The following is a 24,749-nucleotide window of genomic DNA, read 5'->3' as shown; positions in this document are numbered from 1 at the left end:
CACCCCCAACAGAATTCCAAACTTTATTTGAGCGATGCATAGACAGCGGCAAGGCCCCCTGTTTAGCCTCAAAGCAAATAAGGAGAACAAACGAAAATGAGCACTAAAAAAGATAAGTTAGTCATTTTTGATACCACTCTGCGCGATGGTGAGCAGAGCCCTGGCGCCTCTATGACGAGAGAGGAAAAAATTCGTATCGCCCGCATGCTCGAGAGAATGCGTGTCGATGTCATTGAGGCTGGATTCGCGATTGCCAGTCCCGGGGACTTCGAGTCGGTCAAGGCCGTCGCTGAAGCCGTTAGCGAATCACGGGTTTGCAGCCTTGCCCGAGCGGTCAATGCCGATATCGTGCGCGCTGGCGAAGCCCTGAAAAATGCTAACGCCTCGCGTATCCACACATTTATTGCCACTTCTCCAATCCATATGAAATACAAGCTGCAAATGGAACCGAAAGCGGTGTTGCAGCAGGCAGTGAAAGCGGTTCAAACAGCGCGCAACTTTACCGACGATGTGGAATTCTCCCTTGAGGATGGCAGCCGCTCCGAGCCGGAATTTATGTATCGCATCATCGAAGCGGTTATTGCAGCAGGAGCCGGCACTATCAATATTCCCGACACCGTTGGTTACGGAGAGCCGGAAGAATATGGGGCTATGTTCCGCCGCGTTATCGAAAACGTTCCCAACTCCGACAAAGCCATCTTTTCGACCCACTGTCACAACGACCTGGGCCTCGCCGTTGCCAACTCCCTGTCGGCCGTGATGAACGGTGTGCGCCAAGTGGAATGCACCATCAATGGCTTGGGAGAGCGCGCCGGTAATGCCTCCTTGGAAGAAATCGTTATGGCGGTACAAACCCGCCAGGATCTCTACCCGGTAGAAACAGGGCTGGATACCAGCCACATCGTGCCCACTTCGAGAATGGTGTCGTCGATTACCGGCTTCCCGGTACAGCCCAACAAGGCCATTGTCGGCGCTAATGCCTTTGCCCATGAGTCCGGCATTCACCAGGACGGTGTTCTGAAACACCGCGAGACCTACGAAATCATGCGCGCAGAAGATGTCGGCTGGGGTCAAAACCGCTTGGTTCTCGGTAAACACTCCGGCCGGGCTGCCGTCCGCGCCCGTTACGAAGAGCTGGGGGTAGATTTCTCCGATACCGAAGAATTCCAGCAGGTATTTGCCCGCTTTAAAGACCTCGCCGATAAGAAGCATGAGATCTTTGACGAAGATTTGCACTCTCTGGTGAGCGGAGGCGAGTCACCGGTAGAGCGATTCCAACTCAGTGACCTGGATGTGCGCACCAAAATCGGCTCAGCCCCCCAGGCCTTTGTCAGCCTCACCATTGACGGAGAGCCCCGACAGACTGAAGCCAGCGGAGGCGGCCCCGTAGATGCCACCTTCAAAGCTATTGAACAGCTGGTAAACAGCGGCGCCGACTTAAAACTTTATTCTGTAAATGCGGTCACCCAAGGAACAGACTCCCAAGGGTCCGTTACAGTGCGCCTGGAAAAAGACGGCCGCCTGGTCAACGGCGTTGGCGCAGATACAGATATCCTGATTGCCTCAGCACAAGCCTACATGGATGCGTTAAACTTGCTCGCCAGCAGTGAGAGTAAGAAACAGGGCGTATAAGTGAACGAGCTTCAGCGAGCGGAATATTTATCAGTACTTGGGGTTCCAAGCTATGTGCCCCGATTCGTATTGCCGCTCGCACCCGATCCTCGCCAGGCCGAACTGCCTCCCGCCGAAGAGGCTGCTGGGACTCAGCAGCCTCTGGTTGCAAGTGGAATAGCTCAAAACCCGCTACCCCACTCAGCAGATCAGATAATCACCCAACCGGTACAGAGTCCGGAGCGCAACGCCCGTGTGCTAGATGAAATAAGCGCTCTCACCGACCAGACAAAACGCCCACAAGAGACGGTGGCAGTGACACCGGCTCCTGTTGCCCCCCCCCAGCAAAGTGTTAAACCTTTTGTTTTGAACTGCTGGCGTATTGGGGAGGAACTCCTGGCCGTGGACAGCCACGAGCCCGGTGCAGCTCTTCCCCTGGAAGCCCTGTTCAACAATATTCTCCGCGCCTTGCACTGGCACCAGCTCCCCCGGCAACAGGAGCGCCTGCAATGGCCTTTAACAGAAAATCGCTTTGGTCCTGCCGAAGACGCCTCACAGGCTCGCGATACATTCTCCAGCTGGTTGGAGGCCTCTTATTCCCGTATGCCGGTTAAATCCATCTGGCTGATGGGCAGTGAAGCTCAAGACTTTTGCACTCCGATCCCATTGGAAAGCCAGGTTGTCGAATGGCAGAAGGCCCGCTTAATTAGTATGCCCAGCCTCTCGCAACTACTGCGAGCCCCCGAACTAAAACGCCCCCTGTGGAACCTGTTGCGCACTAGTTACCCGACTGAAACCCGCGCAGAATGACCTATTTAAATTACACTGAGCTACAGTTGCGCTCCGCCGATGCCGACGACTGTGCATCTCTGGCCCAGCTGGCAAAAAGTGCCCATAGTCATCCGTGGAGTGAAGCCCAATACCAGCAGAGTCTCAGCGCCGGCCACTACTGCTGGGTCCTGATCCAAGGCGATGACATTATCGCCTGTTGCGTGATCAGTAGCCTATTTGACCAGGCAGAAATCCTGGACATTGCCGTATCCCCAGCGCGACGCCGACAGGGCCTCGCCGAGGCACTACTAAACAGCGTGAAAACGGAATTGCCCAGCGAAATTGAACGAGTTTTGCTCGAGGTGCGGGTATCCAATCTCGCTGCGCGCTCCCTCTATCGCAAACTGGGTTTCTCTGAAGACGGGATACGCAAAAATTATTACCCCGCGCAAAACGGCATGCGCGAGGACGCCGTACTCATGAGTCTCGCTCTGAATGACACTCAGTCGTAGAATGAGCCTCTCATTCGGAATTCCCGCCTTACCGACAAGGCCTTGAACGGCAGGCAACCACTCCTGCTCTGTAACACTATTCCCGACTTCCCAACCCCCTCGTTGGATTGACAAGAGTTATACATGTCTCTATCAAAAAGCAGCCCATCACTGCTGGAAGGTTCAGTTTCCAGTCACTTACAGAGACTGGCACTACCCATGGTCTGGGGAATTCTCGCCGCCATGTCCTTTAATATCGCCGATACCTATTTTGTCTCCCAGCTGGGCGATGGCCCCCTGGCGGCGATGAGTTTCACCTTCCCGGTAGTGATGGCCATAAACAGCTTTGCTATCGGTCTCGGCGCAGGTACTTCTTCGGCTGTGGCCCGGGTTTACGGCGCAGGGGATATAAAGAACGTTCGCCGCCTGGTAACTGACGCATCTGTACTGGCACTGCTGATTGCTGTTGTGATTACTGCAGTCGGCCTGGCCACCATGCGCCCTCTATTTGAGCTGCTGGGCGCCGGTCCCGATATGCTTCCGCTTATTGCCGATTACATGATCCCCTGGTATCTGGGAACCATCTTTGTCATTGTCCCGACCGTCGCGCTCGCTGCTCTTCGCGCCATTGGTAACAGCGCGGTAACCGGCCGTATTATGGTGGCGGTAGCCCTACTGAACCTGATTCTCGACCCCATTTTGATTTTTGGGCTTTTCGGCTTTCCCCGACTTGAACTCCAGGGAGCAGCTATCGCTACGATTATCGTGCGCGCCCTGAGCTTTATTGCTGCACTTTACTTCATCATCAAAAAAGAACACCTAATGACAGCCCCACAATGGCGGCTGAGCGGCCTACTCGAATCCTGGCGCAAAGTGTTAGCTGTCGGGCTTCCCGCTGTGCTCACCAATGTCATTATTCCCGTATCGGGAGGTGTTGTCGTTGCACTCGTTGCCGTGCACGGCGAAGACGCCGTCGCGGGCCTGGGAGTCGCACTCCGAGTAGAACCCCTGGCACTCATTGTATTTTACGCACTTTCCTCTGTGGTCGGCCCTTTTATGGGACAGAACGCCGGGGCGGAAAAGACCGACCGCCTGCAGGAAACCGTGAGCGTACTGGCAAAATTCTGCCTGGTATTTGGAGTTGGGCTGGCTGTGCTTCTCTACTTTGTTGCAGAACCTATCGTAAGTCTGTTCAGTGATTCCACCGAAGTTCTCGCCGTCGCTGTTGCCTACCTGACCCTGGTACCTCTCAGCTATGCCGGGTACGGCTTTGTGATGTCTGCAAATGCCGCATTCAATGGACTCGGGAAACCGCTGCCTGCAACTGTCATTTCTTTCCTGCGGGTACTGGGCCTATACCTACCCCTGGCCTGGATTGGAAACAGCCTGTGGGGCATGACCGGCCTGTTTGTCGCTACAGCAGCATCCAACCTGATTCTCGGCTTTGTTTCCTGGTGGTGGCTGCGCCGCGATACGCACCAGCGCACGGCAGAGACAACATCCAGCCCCGAGCTGTCAACCAACTGATCAATCTATGGGCCGAATCACTCCTGATTGGGCCCATATCTATCCCCCCCCCCTAAAAACACAACACAAGGAAATCAGTGCCTTAACGGGCAGCGTACACATTACTTGCCATTTTTGCCGATAACTTCAAATTCCTCCAAACCCCGGCAGACAGCAGCATAGCCCGCCTTCTTCTCTTACTGCGAAACATGGATGGTGATTCGATGAGGCTTCAGGAGATTTCCCCCCTTCAAACCAGCACCCTATTAATCAGCGCACTGACAATACTTCTGGTCTGTGCACCTTTAACAGGGTGCGACAATGACGATTCAGATCCACCCCCATCAGATGACGATACTGGCGATGACAGCAGCCCCTGGGTGCTAAATACCGACGATGAACGGGCGCCTTACATCTACGAAAGCAATAGTAATGAGCAGGTCCTGGTCAATGTACAAAGCATCGAAACCGTCACTGTCGACGGCAGGGAATACACTCAAGTCACTGCATCCGGCATCCCGGATTATGAAATTGAAATCACCACCGCTATCTACGACGAGCTAATCAATCGCCCCAAGGCGAGCACCGACTTTGTCTACGGCAGCCCCACGGTACAAATTGGCGATATCGTGAGTTTTGGTCAGGATATCGGCTTTAGCAGCAATCCACATACCTGCTACGCCGAAGCGGGTTTTGGATTCTGGCCGCCGGGCCCTGTCTGCCCAGAAAATGTTTCCCACAACAGCTATTTTCCAACTGAGCCAGAGGTCTCAGAAGAAGCTTGTGAAAGTGGACTCGGACCACAGGGCTATTGGGTCAACGGCACCTCTATCTACCAGTGGAGCGATGGACAGTCCGTGAATGGTACCTGGCATACTCTGGCACCGGTCGCTGAGATGTACGATGTTGATATCTGTGGTGGACACGCTGCTCGGGGAGACTATCACCACCACTTCTACAGCGATTGCCTGGCCGACTTGGTTGGAGACACTGGAGATAGCCACTCCCCCGTCTACGGGTTTACCGCTGATGGCTATCCCATTTATGGCCCTTGGGAGGCCGATGGTGTACTTGTAGTAAGTAGCTGGGTCACTAGAGACTATGACGATGCCGACTCTACCAGCGGCTGCGGGATTGCCGGTGAGCGCAGTTGTTTACTGGTAGATGAATACGATTTATCACAGGGCACAAATACACTTGCCCAATCCGGCCCCAGTACCAGCGATACTTTTACGTCCCTATCAGGCAACCTTTTTCAAACCACCAGCGGTTTTTTTTACGAAGACTATTACTGGGACTCCAATTTGACCAATCAGGAGGGCGCTTATCTGGATCAATACAATGGGCACAGTGACAGCGAGCGTGGTTATCACTACCACCTAACGGTAGAACTGAATGGTGAAGGGCAGCTGACACCATCATTCCCCTATACTTTTGGGCCCCGCTTTTACGGCAAACTCGATGACCAGACAATTGTGAATGTTTGCTCCGATGAAGTCGGCGGAGGTTTTCCCCCTGGACCACCGCCCATGTAGCTAGGCCAGCAGAAAACAGCTTACCTATATCACCTATAAATCATTGATAAAGCCCCACGCCAGCCTGGAACCGGTTAAAGCTTCCAGACTGGCGACTCTCCCAAATACAGTCTCAGAATCCAGGCCTCTGCTTTCAGTAGCTGGCTTCACTAGATACAGCCAGCCAACTACTAGACCTTTTAGTCAAAAAAAATATCGAAAGAATAATATTTTATTTAAATTAAATACAAAGAAAGTCATTAACGAGATAAGTAATTTTCCAGCAAATAACTTTTTAACTGTTGATGCCAAAAGAAAAGCTATCCTTTTGAACTTACGCACAAACTAGGCAGAAATAGAGAGCCAATTTAACCCTTTGCAAATTAGGTTAATATTTATCCACATTTTCTCCACTTTTATCCGCTAATTTCTGGATTAACCCCCATCTAATTCACGGTGTGCTATGAAATTAACGGAAATTTTTGACACGGACCGAAAGTCCATTTTGCCTTATGTAATATCTCTGGTATTGCTTTCAGGCGTACTCCAGGCATGCGGTGGAGGCGGCAGCTCTTCATCTGATTCAGATTCGTCATCTGAAGATACTAGCGACAGCGGCTCAGATTCCGGTGACGATAATGACGATGACGATTCATCAGATGATAGTGACAGCTCAGACTCGAGCACCGATAGCGGGGTTTGGATTCTAAATACTGATGATGAGCGCGCACCCTATATCTATGAAAGTAACAGCAATGAACAAGTACTAGTAAATGTTCAGAGCGTTGAATCTGAAACTGTCGACGGTAAAGAATACACTGTTGTATCAGCAACTGGCATTCCAAATTACACTATCGAAATTACGCAAACTGTTCTCGATGCACTCCTGGAACGTCCAAAAGCATCCTCTGACTTTTTAACCGGCAGCCCCTATGTCAGCGTTGGCGATATTGTCAGTTTTGGGCAGGACATTGGATATAAAAGTAATTCGTCCTGTGGTGCAGAAGCTGGTTATGGCTTTTGGCCACCGGGGCCTGTCTGTCCTGAAAATGTTTCCCATGTTGGCTATTTTCCCGTTGAACCTGAACCTGCAACTGACAGTTGTGAAACTGGTTTAGGGGTACAGGGCTACTGGGTAAATGGAACCTCTATTTATCAATGGAGTGACGGGATGAGTGTTGATAATACATGGCATACACTCGCCCCCCTAGCTGAAGTCTACGACGTTGATATTTGCGGTGGTCACGCAGCAAACGGTGATTATCACCACCATTTTTACAGTGAATGCCTCGCAGAGATGGTCGGCGATATTGGTGACGACCACTCTCCAATTTATGGCTACACCGCCGACGGCTATGCAATTTATGGCCCTTGGGAAAGTGAGGGTGAATTAGCGGAAAGTAGTTGGGCTGTTCGAGATTATGATGATGCCTCATCCGAAAGCGGTTGTGGTGTCGCCGGCGAGCGCAGCTGCTTATTAATCGATGAATATGATATTTCCCAAGGCGTGGAAACTACTTCTAATACTGGCCCAACTACAAGTGATTCATATACCTCCGCGTCCGGAAATGAATTTGAAACAGCTGCTGGTTTTTTCTACGAAGATTATTATTGGGACGAAGAACTTACAGCTCAAGGTGGAGTCTATTTAGATCAGTACAATGGCCATTCGGATGATGAGCGAGGATACCATTATCATCTTACCGTCACTGTCGATAGCGATGGACAATTAATCCCCGCCTTTCCCTTCACTTTTGGACCGCGCTTTTACGGAAAATTGGATGACCAAACTGTTGTCAGCCGATGCTCAACAACCGTGGGGCGGTAACCAATAAAGATAAATTGAGGTAACCTTCTCGTGAAAATTAACGGGTACTTTCTTGCCGGCTCATTAGCCTGGCTAACTGCAGCCAGTGTTGTGGCTCAACCTAATCCCAACTCTGGGCATAACAACGATCAACGTTCGGTTAGGGAAGTACCTGTTCGCAATAGCAATGGAAGAAACTGGCAAAACAACAATTCGATAAATTCAGAAAACACTAGAAATAACACTGCAGATTCCTCCACCGACTCAAACAGCAATACAGTTGAAGAGGAAAGTCCAACAGATACTACGGTAGATAATCCAACAGAAACAACTACCGACGAAACAAGCAATACATCGAATAATAACGAGGACACTTCTTCGGACGTTAACGAAGAGAATTCCGGCTCCTCAGATAATTCGACCATTTCAGGTAACGAGGAAAGCTCGGTAACAGAGAGCTCCGGTACTACCTGGATTATCAATTCAACTAACGAACGCGCCTCCTATATTTACGAAAGTAACAGTAATCAGCAGGTTCTGGTTAATGTGCAAAGTGTTGAATCTGTAACCGTTGCCGGAAAAGAATATACCCGCGTATCTGCTACTGGTATCCCGGACTACCAGATTGAAATAACCCAGGAAATACTAGACGCACTCATCAGCCGTCCAAAAGCCTCTACAGACTTCGTCAATGGCTACCCCTTGGTACAAACTGGTGAGATTGTTAGCTTCGGCCAAGACATCGGCTATCGCAGTAATTCCAGCTGCGGCTCAGAAGCCGGTTATGGCTTCTGGCCCCCAGGTCCCGTGTGCCCCGAAAACGTCGACCATGTAGGATATATTCCTGCTAAGCCTGAGGCATCCACTGAGAGCTGTGAAACTGGGCTCGGTGTACAGGGTTACTGGGTAAATGGAACCTCAATTTACCAGTGGAGTGACGGGCAGTCAGTAAATAACACTTGGCATACCCTGGCTCCCATGGCAGAAGTCTATGACGTAGATATCTGTGGCGGCCATGCAGCTAACGGCGATTACCACCATCACTTTTACAGTAATTGCCTGGCTGAAATTGCCGGGGACACCGCCGATGGCCACTCCCCTATCTACGGTTATACCGCCGATGGCTACGCAATTCACGGTCCATGGGAAAGCACAGGTGTGCTAGCTAAAAGCAGCTGGGCAATACGGGATTACGACGATCCCCGTTCAGACACCGGCTGTGGCGTTGCCGGGCAACGCAGCTGTCTGCTAGTCGATGAATATGATATTGATCGCGGCGTATCCAATACAAATAACACCGGCCCCACTACCAGCGGTAGCTACACCTCTCAATCTGGAAACGAATTTGAAACTCCGGCAGGTTTTTTCTACGAGGATTATTACTGGGATGAAGGCCTGACAGCGCGAGGTGGCGAATACTTGGATCAATTCAATGGACACACTGACAGTGAAAGAGGTTATCACTACCACCTGACAGTTACGCAGGATAACAATGGCCAACTAATTCCAGCTTTCCCATTTACCTTCGGCCCGCGCTTTGCCGGCAAGCTGGATGACCAAACTATCGTCAATCGCTGCTCAACCACCGTTGGCCGCTAACTCATATTCAAGCTTGGGAGTAAGAGTTAAATGAAAATGCACAGGTTCTTTATCGCTGGGTCTTTGGCCTGGATTGTTTCATCCTCTATGACCGCGTATGCGGCACAGCCAAACCCTCACGCGGGCCATAATGGCGATCAGCATCCGGTGATAGAGATACCTCTGCATGTTGCGGCTCCCAGAATCGAACTGGACATGAGCCGCGACGATATGTCCGGCTATAACCTGCATATTGACTACGATCGGTTTGAGCTGGAATCCCCTCGCTTTGCCAATGACGATTCTGAGCAGTTTCTGGAGGGGCACGCCCACCTTTACATCAATGGGGAAAAAATCCAACGTCTTTATGGCTCGGATTTACATATTCCCGGAAAATTACTAAAACCTGGTTTTAACCAAGTCACCGTGACTCTCAATGCACACGACCACAGCACTTGGAGCCGCGGTGGCAAGCGAATACTGGCAACCTTATTTGTTCACCTCGATAAGAAAGAGCTGGTATTACACCGCTTTTCAACATCACCTATCGGGGGCAACAAACAAATAGCCAAAGTCAGCCGACCTGATAATTAGATTAAGACCTGGAATTTTTCAAAGAGAGAATTGGAGCTAATACCCCAAAAAATATTTAATTAATAGCCGGCCCACTAATTAAAGGCTACTTAGGCTATTTACAATAAAGCAATAAGATATTTTTTGCCTGACTCACGGAGTATCGCTTTTGAACGCAGTGCACAAATCTGAAAAAAATTAAGACGATAAAGAGGATATAAAATGTAGCTAGCAGGCCATCCACATTTCATTCACTTTTGTGCGCTAGGTTCGGGGAGCAACTCCTCCATATGCCACGGTGTGATATGAAAATAATTAAAATTTTTGACCGGAATGGCCAGCCTACACTCTCTTATACACTAGCGTTGATAATATCTCTCGGAGTTCTTCAGGGATGCGATAGTGGCTCTTCCTCAGATGAGGATGGCGATGACTCTTCTGAGACCTCCTCTGAAGAGTCAGATTCCAGCACTGATACTGGTGTCTGGATTATGAATACTGATGACGAACGCGCGCCTTACATTTATGAAAGTAACAGCAATGAGCTGGTTCTGGTCAACGTCCAGAGCGTAGCATCAGAAACCGTAGATGGCCGGGAATACACCGTTGTCTCAGCAACCGGTGTTCCCGACTACGAGATTGAAATTACTCAAAGTATTCTAGACGGACTACTTGAACGTCCATTAGCCTCCTCTGATTTCCAAACCGGCAGCCCCACTGTCAGCGTTGGAGATATTGTCAGCTTTGGGCAAGATATTGGCTATACGGGTATTGGCACCTGTGATGTAGATGCCGGCTATGGATTTTGGCCACCAGGGCTCGTTTGCCCAGAGAATGTCTCTCATGTCGGATATATCCCTGTCGAACCCGAGCCCGCAACGGAGGAATGCGCAACGGGGCTCGGCGTACAGGGCTACTGGGTAAATGGCGTCTCTATTTATGATTGGGGTGATGGTCAATCAGTGGATGGCACCTGGCAAACCCTGGCACCGGTTGCTGAGGTCTACGATGTGGATATCTGTGGTGGACACGCCGCAAACGGAGATTACCACCATCACTTTTATAGCGATTGCCTAGCCGATCTTGTTGGCGATATAGGTGACGACCACTCCCCTATCTACGGCTATACCGCCGATGGCTACGCAATCTATGGCCCCTGGCAGAGTGAAGGAGAGCTCGCAGAAAGCAGCTGGGCTGTACGAGATTATGACGACCCCAGCTCCGAGAGCGGTTGCGGCGTAGCAGGCGAGAGAAGCTGTCTCTTGGTGGATGAATACGACCTCTCCCTAGGAGTCGAAACAACATCGAATACCGGCCCCACGACAAGTGGCTCTTATACCTCCCTGTCAGGCAATGAGTTCACTACGGCGGCGGGCTTTTTCTACGAGGACTATTACTGGGACGAAGACCTGACTAATGAAGGCGGAGTATATTTGGACCAGCATAACGGTCACTCAGATGACGAAAGGGGATACCATTACCACCTGACTGTCACTGTCGATGATGATGGTGAGCTTGTCCCCGCCTTCCCATATACTTTTGGCCCCCGCTTTTACGGCAAGCTAGATGATCAAACTATTGTCAATGAGTGCTCAACACAGTAGTTCGGCGGTGCACTAACATTGAAGGCCAAGCCACTTTCCTAATACGCCGGAAATCTCCCTGGAGTCGCAGTAAGTGTAAGCTTTGCGATCCCTTGTTTTTGCGGGGACCGACACTCCAGGTAAAGGAAGTAACTGGAGCAATAGCACCCGATAGACTAAAAGCACTGGTAACCAGAAGTATTCACAACAACAGCAGTTTGAATGAAGTATGTTGCCCCATCGCCAAACCTGGGAGTGAGACAATAATGAAAATTCTTCGAGCCGTTCTAATCGGGTCTTTTATCTGGGGAATGACCAACCTTGCTACAGCACAGCCAGACTCTCACACAGGCCATAACGGCGACCAACACCCAGTAGTCGAGATCCCTTTACACAATGCTGCACCGCGCATCGAACTGGACATTAGTCGCGATAAAATGTCCGGATATAACCTACATATAGACTACGACCGGTTCGAATTAGAATCCCCTCGCCACGCCAATGATGCCTCAAAGCAATATCTGGAAGGTCATGCCCATCTCTATATCAATGGTAAGAAAATACAGCGAATCTATGGTCCAGACTTACACCTTCCCGACAAGCTGTTTAAATCGGGCTTCAACCAAATTACTGTCACTCTCAACGCCCATGACCACAGTACCTGGAGCCGGGGAGGGAAGAGAATTCTTGCAACTCTATTTATCCGGCTCGATAAGCCCGATCTGATATTGCATCGTTTTTCTACATCTCCAATAAAGCCGGGAGTAAGCACAGGCAAATCGGGATAACAATAGAAGTAACTACCAGTAGGGACTCAATCTCTCCTATCGACTCAGGGCATGGAGGCCCCAAGAACAGCTTTGGATAACCAAGCTAAGCTTGTTGGCACTTAGCTTGGGCTCTTATCGTGAGACTCTCGGAGTGTTAAAAGATTGCCCTGATATTTACAGTAAGTGTAGGCTTGATCTTCTGAGCCGCGTTTCCTCAGTGGAAACAGAGTAAAATGTACCTGAGCTCACTGTGAACACAGGCTACTGAAATCCAAGCTACCGGCTATGTCGTTAAATATTCGCTATAAACTAAGCCTCGCTTTCTTATTGACTACAGCAATTACTGTTGGCGGAATGTTCGTATTCTTTCAGTGGAGCTTTAAGCATGGTTTTATGACCTATATCCAGTCTCAGGAGCTTCGCGAGGTCGGCGATTTAGTAGATGAGTTACAAGAAATCTACGCCAGCGAAGGGAGCTGGCAATCTATCGACGGCAATAGCAGGCGCTGGCAAAGACTCCACAGACGCGTGATGTCCAGTCACTTTGAGGATATGCCACCCCCACATCGTCCACCTCCGGGTACGAGGGGCCCCCGCCGCCCGCCTGAGCCCCCACCTGAACACGCAGTGGGCAAGTCGCTTAATGCCCGCCTGGTCCTGTTGAACAAAGAGAAAAGACCTCTGATAGGTCGTTATTCAGGATCTGAGAACATGGTAATGCAGCCTCTGGTTGTGGACGGAGAAACCGTTGGTTACCTGGCTATCAATCCACTACCGGTGTTAGATGATGATTTGGCCGTAGGGTTTGTTAAAGAGCAATCGCGGACTTTCGCTCTTATCTCTGTTGCCACCTTCATTCTGGCACTAGCCATTGCCATCCCCCTTGCCTGGCAGCTGGTAAGGCCCATCCGTAAGCTGACCGAAGCAACATCCCATCTTACATCCGGCAACTTTAAAACCCGTATTGATATAGAGCAACGAGATGAGCTGGGCCAATTAAGTGCTGACTTTAATCGGCTCGCCGCAACGCTGGAAGCAAACGAACATGCTCGAAACCGATGGATGGCAGATATTTCGCATGAGCTGCGCACACCTCTCGCAGTATTAAAAGGGCAGATTGAAGCCATTCAAGACGGTATCAGATCAGCCACACCAGAGAACCTGCGTATACTGCACAGCAAAATTCAACAATTGAGCCGCCTGATAGATGATCTCTATGAGTTGTCTCTCTCCGACGCGGGGGCACTAAGTTACTGCAAGTCCGACATCTCCCTGGAGAATATCCTACGAAGTGTTATCGAAGACTTTGAAATTCCATTCGACCAGAAAGGTATTCGCTTAAGCAGTGACCTCCAACTATCGGAAGATAAGTTAGTCTACGCAGATGAAGCACGCCTCAATCAGTTATTTAGCAACCTGTTAACCAACAGCCTGCGCTACACCGATAGTGGGGGACAACTCAAAGTAACTGCGCGCTGTGAAGCCCGAACAGCCATTATCACTTTCGCCGACTCCGCCCCCGGTGTTGCCAGTGCTGATATACCACACCTGTTCGAGCGCCTGTATAGAGCAGATAGTTCACGCAGCCGGGAAACCGGCGGTGCGGGTTTGGGGCTATCAATTTGCCAAAATATTGTTACAGCACACGAGGGTAGCATTTCTGCAACTCCGTCCACTATGGGCGGTCTTGAAATAAGTATTTTTTTACCCCTAAGCCAAAGGATTAAATGGTAGGAAGTTATGAGCGCCAAAATATTAATAGTCGAAGATGAAACCGAACTTGCGCACCTACTACTGGATTATCTTCATGCCGCCGACTATCAAGCCGAGATCATTTCTGATGGTAATCAGGTTGTCCCCAAAGTGGAAACTATGAAACCGGATTTGATCCTTCTCGACCTGATGCTACCTGGGCGGCATGGGATGGAGATTTGCGAAGAGATTCGCCAAAAAGGCAACGACGTTCCAATTATTATAATGACTGCGCAAATTGAGGAACTCGATCGTTTGCGCGGCCTGGAATCCGGTGCCGACGACTATGTTTGTAAACCCTACAGCCCCAGGGAACTCGTCGCACGGGTGAAAGCGGTGTTGCGCCGTCGACCACAAAAGGGCGAAGTCGGAAATGGTGGCATCGAACTAGATAGAAATACCGGGCAACTGCGAATCGGAGGTAAAGACGCCAATCTTACTGCGCTGGAGTTCCACCTATTTGACCTACTTTACAGTGAGCCCGGTCGAATTTTTTCCCGCGAACAAATCATGGACCGTATCTATTCCGACTACCGCGTAATCAGCGACCGAACTATTGATAGCCACATCAAAAAAGTGCGCAAGAAAATATCAGTGCTTATGCCTGAAAAAGAGTTAATTCACTCTGTCTACGGTGCTGGCTATAAGTTTGAGATAAATTAATTATGCCTGGGGGCACGCAGCCCCCAGATTCACACTACAAAGCTCCAGTAGCCAATTTTAACCATTCAGCAGTTTTTTCAGTAACCAGCGGGGTAATCACATCTCGCACCCTCTGGTGGTAGCGATTCAGCCATTCCCGTTCAGTCTCAGTGAGTAGTGCCACGTCAATCAAATTACGATCGATCGGAGCTAACGTAAGTTCTTCAAATTCTAGAAAATCTGGATAATTTTCGCTCTTTTTCACAAACACCAAATTTTCAATACGGATGCCGTACTGCCCAGTGAGATAAAACCCCGGTTCGTTGGAAACGATCATCCCCGGCTGAAGAGCAACACCTGTTACAGCCTTACCTATCCGCTGTGGCCCCTCGTGAACACTTAAGAAACTACCAACACCGTGACCGGTACCGTGGGCATAATCCAGACCCACCTCCCACAGCGAACGGCGTGCAAGCGCATCAATTTGCTCTCCACAAGTCCCCCTGGGGAATCGCAAAGTCGCAATTGCTATATGCCCCTTTAAAACCCGGGTAAAGTTTTCTTTTGCCGAGGGCGGGAACTCACCCAGAGCAACAGTTCGGGTAATATCAGTGGTGCCATCTGGATATTGGCCTCCAGAATCGCACAGATATACCCCTTCTGGCTTTATAGCCAAACTGGATTCAGGGCTCACCCGATAGTGCACAATGGCCCCATTCGGACCATAGCCGGAAATTGTCTCAAAACTGTTGCCCTGAAAGCCTTCGCGAGCCTCCCTTTTACTTCGTAAAAGCTTTACTGCGGACAATTCGTCAAAATGGCCTGTGGCAACCTGTTCAGGTATTTCCGCCAGGAATTCACACACCGCAGCACCATCCCTTTCGTGTGCAGCCTGGCTGCCTGCCAGTTCAATCGCATTCTTACAGGCCTTGGCTTCTGTGACCGGGTCACCTTCCAGCATTAGTTCAATATCCAGTGCCCGCAATTGCTGTAAAGTCCAACTGTTGCTAATCAGGGGATCTATCCATATTTTATTGACGTGGCGGCGCTTAATATTTTCAAATAATTCCCCTTTGGCCACGACTAGACTTACATCTTTATCCAAGTGCTCAATCAACGCATCCCCTACAGCGTCCTCCCCCAAATAAAGAGTTGCACTGCCATCCCGATAAAGGACTGCATTGGCCAAGGCCACTGGTAAGTGCGGAATATCCTCTCCACGGATATTAAAAAGCCAAGCACAGCTTTCAGGATTTGGTAGCCATAAAGCATCGGCTCGTTTTTCTGCGAGACGTCGGGCAATCCTCTGCCGTTTCTCTTTGGAATGCTCACCAGTAAAGATGAAGGGGTGTGGGCGCGCAGGCCCACAGGGAGATGCGGGGCGGTCATTCCAGATGGCATCAATCGGGCTCTGTTCCATCGGCTGCAGTTGGATATCCCTTTCAGCCAATCGCTTCTTGATCAAGGCCAATCCCGGCTCCGTGTGCAGTCGCGGGTCATACCCCAGAGACTGACCGGCATCCAGCTGACTACACAGCCACTCAATGATCGCGACTTGACTGAGGCTCATTAACTCAATGGGTTGATCACCAAGTTGTTGCTGCGCCTGCAAGGTATAGCGACCATCAACAAATAATGCCGCTTCTCGACTGCCTACCGCAGCCATTCCTGCGGAACCAGTGAAACCTGTCAGCCAGGGCAGTCGCTCATCTGCCGCAGGAACACTTTCATTTTGGTACTCATCAGCCCGGGGTACCAAGAAAGCATCGACACCCTGCCGCTGCAACTCTTCCCGCAATGCCTGTAAACGCTCCCGGCTCATAACCTCTCCCCTTCAATAACTGAGTTTGCCACTGCACCGCTAAAAGCCCCTCGATGACTGCTGGCCACAACAGAGTACAGTGTTAATCCAAATGGATTTGAGCAAATTGTCCAGGTGTGCCAGTCCCGCTGGCAACTCAGCCCATTGACATGACCCCATTCGCCGAGCTGGTAAACTGACAAGTCTAATTTCGCAGTATACCCCACCCTCGGAGCAACGCCTGCGTGTATAATACGCCCCTATTTTTTTCGAATATCCAGTGATCGAATCTTAAAGTATGGGTCAAAGTTCTTCCCTGGCAGGCTTTGCCGGCCGCCGCACCTTCGCTATCATTTCCCACCCGGACGCCGGTAAAACAACCGTGACCGAAAAGCTTCTTTTGTTCGGGAATGCAATCCAGCAAGCGGGCTCCGTTAAGGGGAAAAAAGGTCCCCACGCACGCTCTGATTGGATGACGATGGAACAGGAACGCGGTATTTCTGTTACCTCTTCCGTTATGCAGTTCCCCTACAAAGAGAGGACTGTAAACCTACTGGATACACCGGGACACGAAGACTTCTCTGAAGATACCTACCGGGTACTCACCGCCGTCGACTCCGCACTGATGGTGATTGACGGGGCCAAAGGTGTGGAAGACCGCACCATCAAGTTGATGAATGTGTGCCGCTTGCGAACAACGCCGATTCTCTCATTTATCAACAAACTCGACCGGGATATTCGCGACCCGATCGAGGTAATGGATGAGATTGAAGAAGTTCTGAATATCCAGGCTGCCCCTATCAATTGGCCTTTGAGTTCAGGAAAAGGTTTCAAGGGGGTCTATAACCTCTACACCGATACCATCCATGTATTCTCCCAGGGTCAGGGCCACAGAATTCCCGATGATATTCAAATTAAGGGTCTGGACTCCGCTGAAGCTGACGCACTACTTGGCGAGTACGCCGAGGATATTCGGGAAGAGATTGAATTGGTTCGTGGAGCCACTCATGAGTTTGACCAGGAAGCTTATCTTGCCGGTGAACTGACCCCGGTATTTTTCGGTACGGCCTTGGGTAACTTTGGCGTAAAGGAAATGCTCGATGGTTTCGTTGAATGGGCGCCCTCACCCCAATCCCGGGAAACCAAAGAGAGAAAAGTAGAGCCCAGCGAAGATAAATTCTCCGGCTTTGTTTTTAAAATCCAAGCGAATATGGACCCCAAACACCGCGATAGAATTGCCTTTATGCGTGTCTGCTCCGGCACCTACAATCGCGGTATGAAAATGAAGCATGTGCGCATTGGCAAGGATGTAAAAATTGCTGATGCGGTGACATTTATGGCTGGCGACCGAACCCACGTAGAAAAAGCCATTGCCGGCGATATTATTGGTTTGCACAACCACGGTACTATCCAGATCGGCGATACCTTTACCGAAGGCGAAGCACTGAAGTTTACCGGCATTCCCAATTTCGCCCCGGAGCTGTTCCGTCGCATACGTTTAAAAGACCCTCTCAAATTAAAGCAATTACAAAAAGGGCTTCAGCAGCTTTCTGAAGAGGGGTCCACCCAGGTATTTTTCCCGCTGGATAACAACGACATTATCGTGGGCGCAGTTGGTGTACTACAGTTCGAAGTAGTCGCTTACCGATTAAAAGACGAATACAAAGTTGAAGCCATCTACGAAAACGTCAACGTGAACACTGCGCGCTGGGTAGATAGTGAAAGTGCCAAAGAACTAGAGAATTTCAAGCGCAAGGCCAGTACCAACCTGGCACTCGATGGCAGCGGACACCTAACATACCTGGCACCGACGCGCGTTAATTTACAATTGGCTGAAGAGCGCTATCCGGAAGTTCGCTTTTATGCCACGCGGGAACACTAAAGCAGCAAGGCTAAGTACCTTTGTTGAAACCTTAGTGTGACAGCAGTAAGAAAGAGGCAAATAATGAGTCAGTTTGTAGAAATACCTACTGAAGTACCCAATGAAGTACCTCGGCTGGGCAATCGCATCACCAAAGCTATTGGCAAGTTGATAATCAAGGTGCTCGGCTGGCGAATGGATGGGGAGATCCCTCCAGAAAGAAAAGTCATGGTGGCTTTGGCTCCCCACACATCCAATTGGGATTTTGTGGTTGCCATGCCATTTATTATGGCATTGGGTATTAAAATTTCCTGGCTCATGAAAAAGGAAGCTTTTTTCTTCCCGTTTAAAGGACTATTTATGTGGCTTGGAGGTGTTCCTACCGATAGGCGCGCCGCAGGTAATATCGCTCTACAAGTTGCATCGAGTTACCGGGAAAATGAAAAAATGTGGGTGGGGATTACTCCCGAGGGGACCCGCAAAAAAGTAGGGCGCTGGAAGAATGGTTTTTTAAGGATTTCCTATACCGCTCAAGTTCCTATTTTGCTTGTTGCCTGGGACTTTCCCAATAAGCGTATTTGCATTGACTCCCTGTACCAGCCTATCGGTGATCTGGAACAGGATATGGCAGAGATCCAAAAGCGCTTTAGCAAGTATCAGGGGTATTACCACGATAATGAAAGTACTCTTGAAAAGGGGTAACCAGTCCACTCGTGATACAGTTAAGTAGTGAGCTTTCTACTTATACCTACCTGATACTGACAGTAATCGCCTTTACCGCAGGCTTTGTCAGTGCGATCGCCGGGGGTGGGGGAATAATCACCCTCCCCGCTTTACTCTGGGCCGGCATTCCCCCACTCGATGCTCTCGGTACCAATAAGTTTCAAAGCGTCTTTGGCACCCTATCATCCACCATTAACTTCCTGCAAAAAGGCCAGTTGAATTTACGCCCCCTCTGGCCAGGACTACTTGCTGCAATTATCGGTTCCTGCCTAGGCACCTTAACAGTCGCTTCACTTGGGGAGGCTGGCCTCAATACCTTACTTCCCATCCTACTCATTGCTATTGCCCTCTACTTTATTCTGTCCCCCCGCATTTCCGACATTGACTCAAAACCCAGAATCAGTAACGTTACTTTTAATCTAGTTGTTGGCGGTGGGCTCGGCTTTTACGGGGGCTTCTTTGGCCCTGGGATGGGGTCTATCTGTGCAGCCGCCTTCGCAGCGCTACTCGGCTACAATATGCGTGCGGCTACGGCATCAACAAAACCTATTGTGCTCGCTACCAATGTGACCTCTATGCTAATTTTTATCGCTGGAGGCCATGTTTTTCTATTGCTCGCTATCGCTATGTCTTTTGCCCAGGTTGTAGGAGCTCGTCTCGGCTCCAACCTCGTGATTGCAAGAGGTGCCAGTATTATCAAACCGGTAATCATTATTGCCACCATTGCTGTGGCAATAAAACTATTAGTGGAGGATTGATATCGTGACCTGGCTGGCAACGCTTATTCTTTCTTTCATTGCCTTTGTTATTGTGGTTTGGGTTCTTATGCACCTGCGCAGACCCAGATTTCGAATGGACCGAGGCAGTTTTGTTAAGGGCCTTGAAGATGTAATCACCGGGCAAGCCAGCGATACTGAATGGCGAGCACTCCTCGCCTGCCCAATGCGACACGACCCAAAGCTTGAAGAGATGCGACAACGTTGCCTCAATATTGAAGACAGCGAATATACTGGCGAACCGCCCTACTTATTTACAGAAAAAGGCCTGCGTAAGTTACGTGAAATTCGCGAGCAACTGATCGCGGCCTCATCAAATAACGAGCCAAAAGCTTAAGACCGAAGAGTATTAACAAAGGATAGACCGATGTTGAAACCACTGCTTTCCCTTACCGGGGGACTGATCACTACCATGGCACTGGGAATAGCCCAGGCAGCCCCTCTGTCACAGGAAGATGTATCTGTGGCGGAAGTATTACGTGACCGGGCACTGGAAAGCTCCGACGCCTACAGTATTGTAGAGTCTTTGACCGTCGAGGTTGGACCACGACGGACAGGCACTGAGGGCGATGAAAGAGCCGTTGCCTGGGCACAAGACAAAATGAAGGCATTTGGCTTTGATCGCATCTATACCGAGCAAATTGAGGTACCCCGCTGGATTCGTGGCCATGCTCACGCCGAAGTCATATCCCCTTTCCCCCAGCCACTAGTTGTCTCCTCCCTCGGCTATGGCGCCGCCACTCCTGCGGGAGGGTTAACAGCGGAAATAATCGAGTTTCCCGATGTGCAGGCCCTGCTGAAGGCCCCAGCCAGCCAAGTGAAAGGCAAAATTGCTTTTATCAATAAGCGTATGGAGAGAGCGCGCACGGGAGAAGGCTACGGCCCTGCGGCGCAAGGCCGCAAGTTGGGAATGCGCGCTGCCGCTGAAAAAGGGGCTGCTGCCATGCTGTTGCGCTCCGTAGGAACCGACTCAGACCGATTTGCCCACACCGGTATGATGTCGGTTGATGATGTGGAAAACCCAGTTCCTGCACTCGCACTTTCCGCTCCTGATGCAAACCTGCTCGAGGCTATGCTCCAACGCGGCAAGACAGTCCAGGTAAAACTTGATGTTGAAACTGAGCGACTGAGTGACGGCCCCTCTTTTAATGTCATCGGTGAGATTACTGGCCGTGAGCAACCTGAAGAAGTCATGATTATCGGTGCGCACCTGGATTCCTGGGATGAAGGCACCGGAGCCTTGGACGACGGAGCTGGGGTTGCCATTGTTATGGAAACTGCACGTCTAATTGCTGAGCTGCCACAGCGCCCCCGTCGTACCTTGCGAGTCGTGCTGTTTGGTGCAGAGGAAATCGGATTGGTAGGTGCTAAGCAGTATGTTGAGGCACACGTAAAAGAACTGGACAATATTATTGCCGTCTCCGAATCAGACTTTGGAGCAGGGAAAGTCTGGCGTTTCGATACCCGTCTCCCTGAGAGCAAATTTGATATTGCAGATCAAATGATGCAACTCCTCGCCCCCCTGGGTATTGAGCGCGGAAATAATGAATCTTACGGTGGCCCAGATAGCAGTGTGTTTGTTGCGCGCGGTGTGCCAGCCTTTGGTCTATACCAGGACGGCACCGACTACTTCGATTATCACCACACACCCAACGATACCCTGGATAAAGTCGACCCTGAGAATCTTCGCCAGAATGTAGCGGCCTGGGTTGTAATGTCTTTCCTGACCACAGAAATGGAAGGAGACTTGGGCCGAGTTCCTACTGCCTCTGAATAAATAAAAGATACAGACGATATTTTTAAAGCCCCACCTGGTGGGGCTTTTTTTATCCCCAAATTTTTCTTCACTCACATACTGCCGTACCAATCAGCCGCAGTAATCCACAGATTTATCGCTCATAACACTGTTAATAACTGATGTCCGTTTCATGGTGTCTTTGTTACCAACAGAAACCATGGATAGAGCTGTGTATAACTCCGGGATATCCCCGGCCAGCCCCGTGGTTGCTTGGCTGCACTCAAGGCGGGTAAAAAAGCAGCACTTCTTGCGCGGATTTCCACAGCCAGGTGTTACTAACAGAAAGTCTGGATAGAGTTGTGCATAACTTTAATAAACGGGCTACAGACCCCGTGGTTACAGGGGATTACTACAGAGACTAAAAAATCACCGATATTTTTACCGGCTAAATTTAATTTTTGGCGGGAGTGGTATGGGTACTTTTCTGGTTTTTACGCGAGTTATTTTTGTTGGATTGTTTTTTGTGTGAGTGCAAAGGCGTTTGCTACGGAGGTAGGTAAAGGCCTATTTTTATAGGCCTTTTAAGGTGCTCAGGTAATTTTAGGTTTTATTTTTTAATTACTGACTGACTTTTTAAATAGAAGCTGAGCATTAAAGTTTTCAAGCGATTTTTAATTTCTACTAAGTACTTTCTGCTTTCTCTTTCTTATTTTTTTGTTTTTTGTTTTTTGTTTTTTGTTTTTTTAAATATTTTTCAGCCATAAAAAAAGGGCCACCCTATTGGGTGGCCCTTTTCGGATTAGAAGCCTGACGATGACCTACTCTCACATGGGGAAGCCCCACACTACCATCGGCGATGTTGCGTTTCACTTCTGAGTTCGGCAAGGGATCAGGTGGTTCCACAACTCTATTGTCGTCAGGCAAACTGGCTTGGGTTGGCGTTGGTCTTATAAGCAAAGTGCTTGGCCTGCCGCGTTATCGCTGTTTGCCTCGGTCATGTTGCTGACCGGCGATAACCCCAAATAAGTCGGTAAAACAATCTGTAGTAATACACCGCAAGCGATCGTATGTCTCTAACTCACAATCCGCTAGCTTAGCTAGTCGTTAGTAACCATCTCTGTTGTATGGTCAAGCCGCACGGGCAATTAGTACTGGTTAGCTCAACGCCTCACAACGCTTCCACACCCAGCCTATCAACGTGGTAGTCTTCCACGGCCCTTCAGGAGGCTCAAGGCCTCAGGGAGATCTTATCTTGAAGGAGGCTTCCCGCTTAGATGCTTTCAGCGGTTATCCCGTCCGAACATAGCTACCCGGCAATGCCACTGGCGTGACAACCGGAACACCAGAGGTTCGTTCACTCCGGTCCTCTCGTACTAGGAGCAACTCTTCTCAAATCTCCAACGCCCACGGCAGATAGGGACCGAACTGTCTCACGACGTTCTAAACCCAGCTCGCGTACCACTTTAAATGGCGAACAGCCATACCCTTGGGACCGGCTTCAGCCCCAGGATGTGATGAGCCGACATCGAGGTGCCAAACACCGCCGTCGATGTGAACTCTTGGGCGGTATCAGCCTGTTATCCCCGGAGTACCTTTTATCCGTTGAGCGATGGCCCTTCCATACAGAACCACCGGATCACTATGACCTACTTTCGTACCTGCTCGACATGTCTGTCTCGCAGTCAAGCGCACTTATACCATTATGCTCATTGCATGATTTCCGACCATGCTGAGTGCACCTTCGTACTCCTCCGTTACTCTTTGGGAGGAGACCGCCCCAGTCAAACTACCCACCATACACTGTCCTCGATCCGGATAACGGACCAGAGTTAGAACCTCAAACATACCAGGGTGGTATTTCAAGGACGGCTCCACAACAACTAGCGTCGCTGCTTCAAAGCCTCCCACCTATCCTACACAAATAGGCTCAAAGTTCAGTGCAAAGCTGTAGTAAAGGTTCACGGGGTCTTTCCGTCTAGCCGCGGGTACACTGCATCTTAACAGCGATTTCAATTTCACTGAGTCTCTGGTGGAGACAGCGTGGCCATCGTTACGCCATTCGTGCAGGTCGGAACTTACCCGACAAGGAATTTCGCTACCTTAGGACCGTTATAGTTACGGCCGCCGTTTACCGGGGCTTCGATCAAGAGCTTCGCCGAAGCTAACCCCATCAATTAACCTTCCGGCACCGGGCAGGCGTCACACCCTATACGTCCTCTTACGAGTTTGCAGAGTGCTATGTTTTTAATAAACAGTCGCAGCCACCTGGTCACTTCGACCGGCCTCAGCTTAGGGAGCAAGTCCCATCACCAAAACCGGCGTACCTTCTCCCGAAGTTACGGTACCATTTTGCCTAGTTCCTTCACCAGAGTTCTCTCAAGCGCCTTGGTATTCTCTACCTGACCACCTGTGTCGGTTTAGAGTACGATTCACTATTACCTGAAGCTTAGAAGTTTTTCCTGGAAGCAGGGCATCAACCACTTCACCCACTAAGTGGGCTTCGTCATCAGTTCTCAGCCTTAGGGACCCGGATTTGCCTAAGTCCCCAACCTACAACCTTAAACATGGACAACCAATCGCCATGCTGGCCTAGCCTTCTCCGTCACTCCGTCGCAGTAATAGCGAGTACAGGAATATTAACCTGTTTCCCATCGACTACGGCTTTCGCCCTCGCCTTAGGGGTCGACTAACCCTGTCCCGATTAGCGTTGGACAGGAACCCTTGGTCTTCCGGCGGGGAGGTTTTTCACCTCCCTTATCGTTACTCATGTCAGCATTCGCACTTGTGATACCTCCAGCAGACCTCCCGATCCACCTTCAACGGCTTACACAACGCTCCTCTACCATGCTCCTAAGAGCATCCGCAGCTTCGGTTATCAGTTTGAGCCCCGGTATATCTTCCGCGCAGGCCGACTCGACTAGTGAGCTATTACGCTTTCTTTAAAGGATGGCTGCTTCTAAGCCAACCTCCTAGCTGTCTGGGCCTTCCCACATCGTTTCCCACTTAACTGATATTTGGGACCTTAGCTGGCGGTCTGGGTTGTTTCCCTTTCCACGACGGACGTTAGCACCCGCCGTGTGTCTCCCGCGATTGCACTCCTCGGTATTCGGAGTTTGCATGGGGTTGGTAAGTCGGGATGACCCCCTAGCCCAAACAGTGCTCTACCCCCGAGGGTGAGACGCGAGGCGCTACCTAAATAGCTTTCGAGGAGAACCAGCTATCTCCCGGCTTGATTAGCCTTTCACTCCGATC

18 protein-coding genes and 2 rRNA genes (1 of these 20 cut by a window edge) are annotated in these 24,749 nt (G+C 50.2%); 17 read left to right on the top strand and 3 right to left on the bottom strand.

Annotated features, from left to right (window positions below; genetic code table 11):
- Positions 1-96: 96 nt before the first annotated feature.
- The 12 genes from ACJJII_RS09420 to ACJJII_RS09365 all read left to right on the top strand — a co-directional run bounded on the left by ACJJII_RS09420 (position 97) and on the right by ACJJII_RS09365 (position 14,619).
- Positions 97-1,632 carry a 2-isopropylmalate synthase gene (locus tag ACJJII_RS09420; RefSeq protein WP_444918963.1) on the top strand — a complete coding sequence of 512 codons (1,536 nt, stop codon included), beginning with the start codon at positions 97-99 and terminating at the stop codon, positions 1,630-1,632.
- A complete protein-coding gene (locus ACJJII_RS09415) occupies positions 1,633-2,421 on the top strand; it encodes a uracil-DNA glycosylase family protein (protein ID WP_444895225.1) in 789 nt (262 codons plus the stop codon).
- Positions 2,418-2,894 carry a ribosomal protein S18-alanine N-acetyltransferase gene (gene rimI, locus ACJJII_RS09410; RefSeq protein ID WP_444918962.1) on the top strand — a complete coding sequence of 159 codons (477 nt, stop codon included), beginning with the start codon at positions 2,418-2,420 and terminating at the stop codon, positions 2,892-2,894. Before ACJJII_RS09415 ends, rimI begins: the two co-directional genes overlap by 4 nt.
- A gap of 123 nt (positions 2,895-3,017) precedes the next feature.
- Entirely contained in the window at positions 3,018-4,400 is a 1,383-nt protein-coding gene (locus tag ACJJII_RS09405; protein WP_444918961.1) for an MATE family efflux transporter, read from the top strand.
- Positions 4,401-4,603: 203 nt separating this feature from the next.
- The gene (locus tag ACJJII_RS09400; RefSeq protein WP_444918960.1) at positions 4,604-5,914 is read left to right on the top strand and encodes a YHYH protein; all 1,311 of its coding nucleotides are present in this window, start codon (positions 4,604-4,606) and stop codon (positions 5,912-5,914) included.
- 442 nt (positions 5,915-6,356) lie between these two features.
- Positions 6,357-7,721: a YHYH protein gene (locus ACJJII_RS09395; protein ID WP_444895229.1), complete on the top strand. Its 1,365-nt coding sequence runs from the start codon at positions 6,357-6,359 to the stop codon at positions 7,719-7,721.
- A 30-nt stretch (positions 7,722-7,751) separates the two neighbouring features.
- A complete protein-coding gene (locus tag ACJJII_RS09390) occupies positions 7,752-9,299 on the top strand; it encodes a YHYH protein (RefSeq protein ID WP_444918959.1) in 1,548 nt (515 codons plus the stop codon).
- Between the two features lie 30 nt (positions 9,300-9,329).
- Entirely contained in the window at positions 9,330-9,872 is a 543-nt protein-coding gene (locus ACJJII_RS09385; RefSeq protein WP_444918958.1) for a hypothetical protein, read from the top strand.
- Between the two features lie 284 nt (positions 9,873-10,156).
- Positions 10,157-11,455 (top strand): YHYH protein, encoded by a 1,299-nt coding sequence (locus ACJJII_RS09380; protein WP_444918957.1) that lies wholly within the window; start codon positions 10,157-10,159, stop codon positions 11,453-11,455.
- A 245-nt stretch (positions 11,456-11,700) separates the two neighbouring features.
- Positions 11,701-12,222 carry a hypothetical protein gene (locus ACJJII_RS09375; protein ID WP_444918956.1) on the top strand — a complete coding sequence of 174 codons (522 nt, stop codon included), beginning with the start codon at positions 11,701-11,703 and terminating at the stop codon, positions 12,220-12,222.
- A gap of 267 nt (positions 12,223-12,489) precedes the next feature.
- Complete coding sequence (locus tag ACJJII_RS09370) at positions 12,490-13,938, top strand: ATP-binding protein (RefSeq protein ID WP_444918955.1); 1,449 nt, start codon at positions 12,490-12,492, stop codon at positions 13,936-13,938.
- Between the two features lie 6 nt (positions 13,939-13,944).
- Entirely contained in the window at positions 13,945-14,619 is a 675-nt protein-coding gene (locus ACJJII_RS09365) for a response regulator (RefSeq protein ID WP_444918954.1), read from the top strand.
- Positions 14,620-14,653: 34 nt separating this feature from the next.
- Here ACJJII_RS09365 and ACJJII_RS09360 read toward each other — a convergent pair whose 3' ends face one another.
- On the bottom strand, positions 14,654-16,420 hold the full coding sequence (locus tag ACJJII_RS09360) for an aminopeptidase P family protein (RefSeq protein ID WP_444918953.1): 1,767 nt from the start codon (positions 16,418-16,420) through the stop codon (positions 14,654-14,656).
- A 277-nt stretch (positions 16,421-16,697) separates the two neighbouring features.
- On the opposite strand from ACJJII_RS09360, the gene prfC reads away from it, so the two are divergent.
- From prfC to ACJJII_RS09335, 5 genes are all read left to right on the top strand, one after another.
- Positions 16,698-18,281: a peptide chain release factor 3 gene (gene prfC / locus ACJJII_RS09355; RefSeq protein ID WP_444918952.1), complete on the top strand. Its 1,584-nt coding sequence runs from the start codon at positions 16,698-16,700 to the stop codon at positions 18,279-18,281.
- A gap of 63 nt (positions 18,282-18,344) precedes the next feature.
- Positions 18,345-18,962 (top strand): 1-acyl-sn-glycerol-3-phosphate acyltransferase, encoded by a 618-nt coding sequence (locus tag ACJJII_RS09350; RefSeq protein WP_444906448.1) that lies wholly within the window; start codon positions 18,345-18,347, stop codon positions 18,960-18,962.
- Positions 18,963-18,973: 11 nt separating this feature from the next.
- On the top strand, positions 18,974-19,741 hold the full coding sequence (locus ACJJII_RS09345; RefSeq protein ID WP_413664330.1) for a TSUP family transporter: 768 nt from the start codon (positions 18,974-18,976) through the stop codon (positions 19,739-19,741).
- Positions 19,742-19,745: 4 nt separating this feature from the next.
- On the top strand, positions 19,746-20,096 hold the full coding sequence (locus ACJJII_RS09340; protein WP_282934336.1) for a hypothetical protein: 351 nt from the start codon (positions 19,746-19,748) through the stop codon (positions 20,094-20,096).
- A 30-nt stretch (positions 20,097-20,126) separates the two neighbouring features.
- Complete coding sequence (locus ACJJII_RS09335) at positions 20,127-21,536, top strand: M20/M25/M40 family metallo-hydrolase (protein WP_444918951.1); 1,410 nt, start codon at positions 20,127-20,129, stop codon at positions 21,534-21,536.
- 766 nt (positions 21,537-22,302) lie between these two features.
- Here the strand turns inward: ACJJII_RS09335 and rrf are convergent.
- Together rrf and ACJJII_RS09325 are read right to left on the bottom strand one after the other, a co-directional pair.
- Positions 22,303-22,418 (bottom strand): 5S ribosomal RNA (gene rrf, locus ACJJII_RS09330).
- Between the two features lie 203 nt (positions 22,419-22,621).
- Positions 22,622-24,749 (bottom strand): 23S ribosomal RNA (locus tag ACJJII_RS09325); it runs 754 nt beyond the window's last position.

It is taken from the genome of Microbulbifer maximicatervae (SeqCode), assembly GCF_052467825.1.
This window is presented reverse-complemented; position numbering and strand designations above follow the sequence as displayed.

Coding starts and splice junctions, on each gene's coding strand:
- prfC (WP_444918952.1), top strand. CDS start 16,698: ATGGGTCAAAGTTCTTCCCTGGCAGGCTTTGCCGGCCGCCGCACCTTC.
- ACJJII_RS09420 (WP_444918963.1), top strand. CDS start 97: ATGAGCACTAAAAAAGATAAGTTAGTCATTTTTGATACCACTCTGCGC.
- ACJJII_RS09385 (WP_444918958.1), top strand. CDS start 9,330: ATGAAAATGCACAGGTTCTTTATCGCTGGGTCTTTGGCCTGGATTGTT.
- ACJJII_RS09360 (WP_444918953.1), bottom strand. CDS start 16,420: ATGAGCCGGGAGCGTTTACAGGCATTGCGGGAAGAGTTGCAGCGGCAG.
- ACJJII_RS09365 (WP_444918954.1), top strand. CDS start 13,945: ATGAGCGCCAAAATATTAATAGTCGAAGATGAAACCGAACTTGCGCAC.
- ACJJII_RS09380 (WP_444918957.1), top strand. CDS start 10,157: ATGAAAATAATTAAAATTTTTGACCGGAATGGCCAGCCTACACTCTCT.
- ACJJII_RS09350 (WP_444906448.1), top strand. CDS start 18,345: ATGAGTCAGTTTGTAGAAATACCTACTGAAGTACCCAATGAAGTACCT.
- rimI (WP_444918962.1), top strand. CDS start 2,418: ATGACCTATTTAAATTACACTGAGCTACAGTTGCGCTCCGCCGATGCC.
- ACJJII_RS09370 (WP_444918955.1), top strand. CDS start 12,490: ATGTCGTTAAATATTCGCTATAAACTAAGCCTCGCTTTCTTATTGACT.
- ACJJII_RS09395 (WP_444895229.1), top strand. CDS start 6,357: ATGAAATTAACGGAAATTTTTGACACGGACCGAAAGTCCATTTTGCCT.
- ACJJII_RS09375 (WP_444918956.1), top strand. CDS start 11,701: ATGAAAATTCTTCGAGCCGTTCTAATCGGGTCTTTTATCTGGGGAATG.
- ACJJII_RS09335 (WP_444918951.1), top strand. CDS start 20,127: ATGTTGAAACCACTGCTTTCCCTTACCGGGGGACTGATCACTACCATG.
- ACJJII_RS09400 (WP_444918960.1), top strand. CDS start 4,604: ATGAGGCTTCAGGAGATTTCCCCCCTTCAAACCAGCACCCTATTAATC.
- ACJJII_RS09405 (WP_444918961.1), top strand. CDS start 3,018: ATGTCTCTATCAAAAAGCAGCCCATCACTGCTGGAAGGTTCAGTTTCC.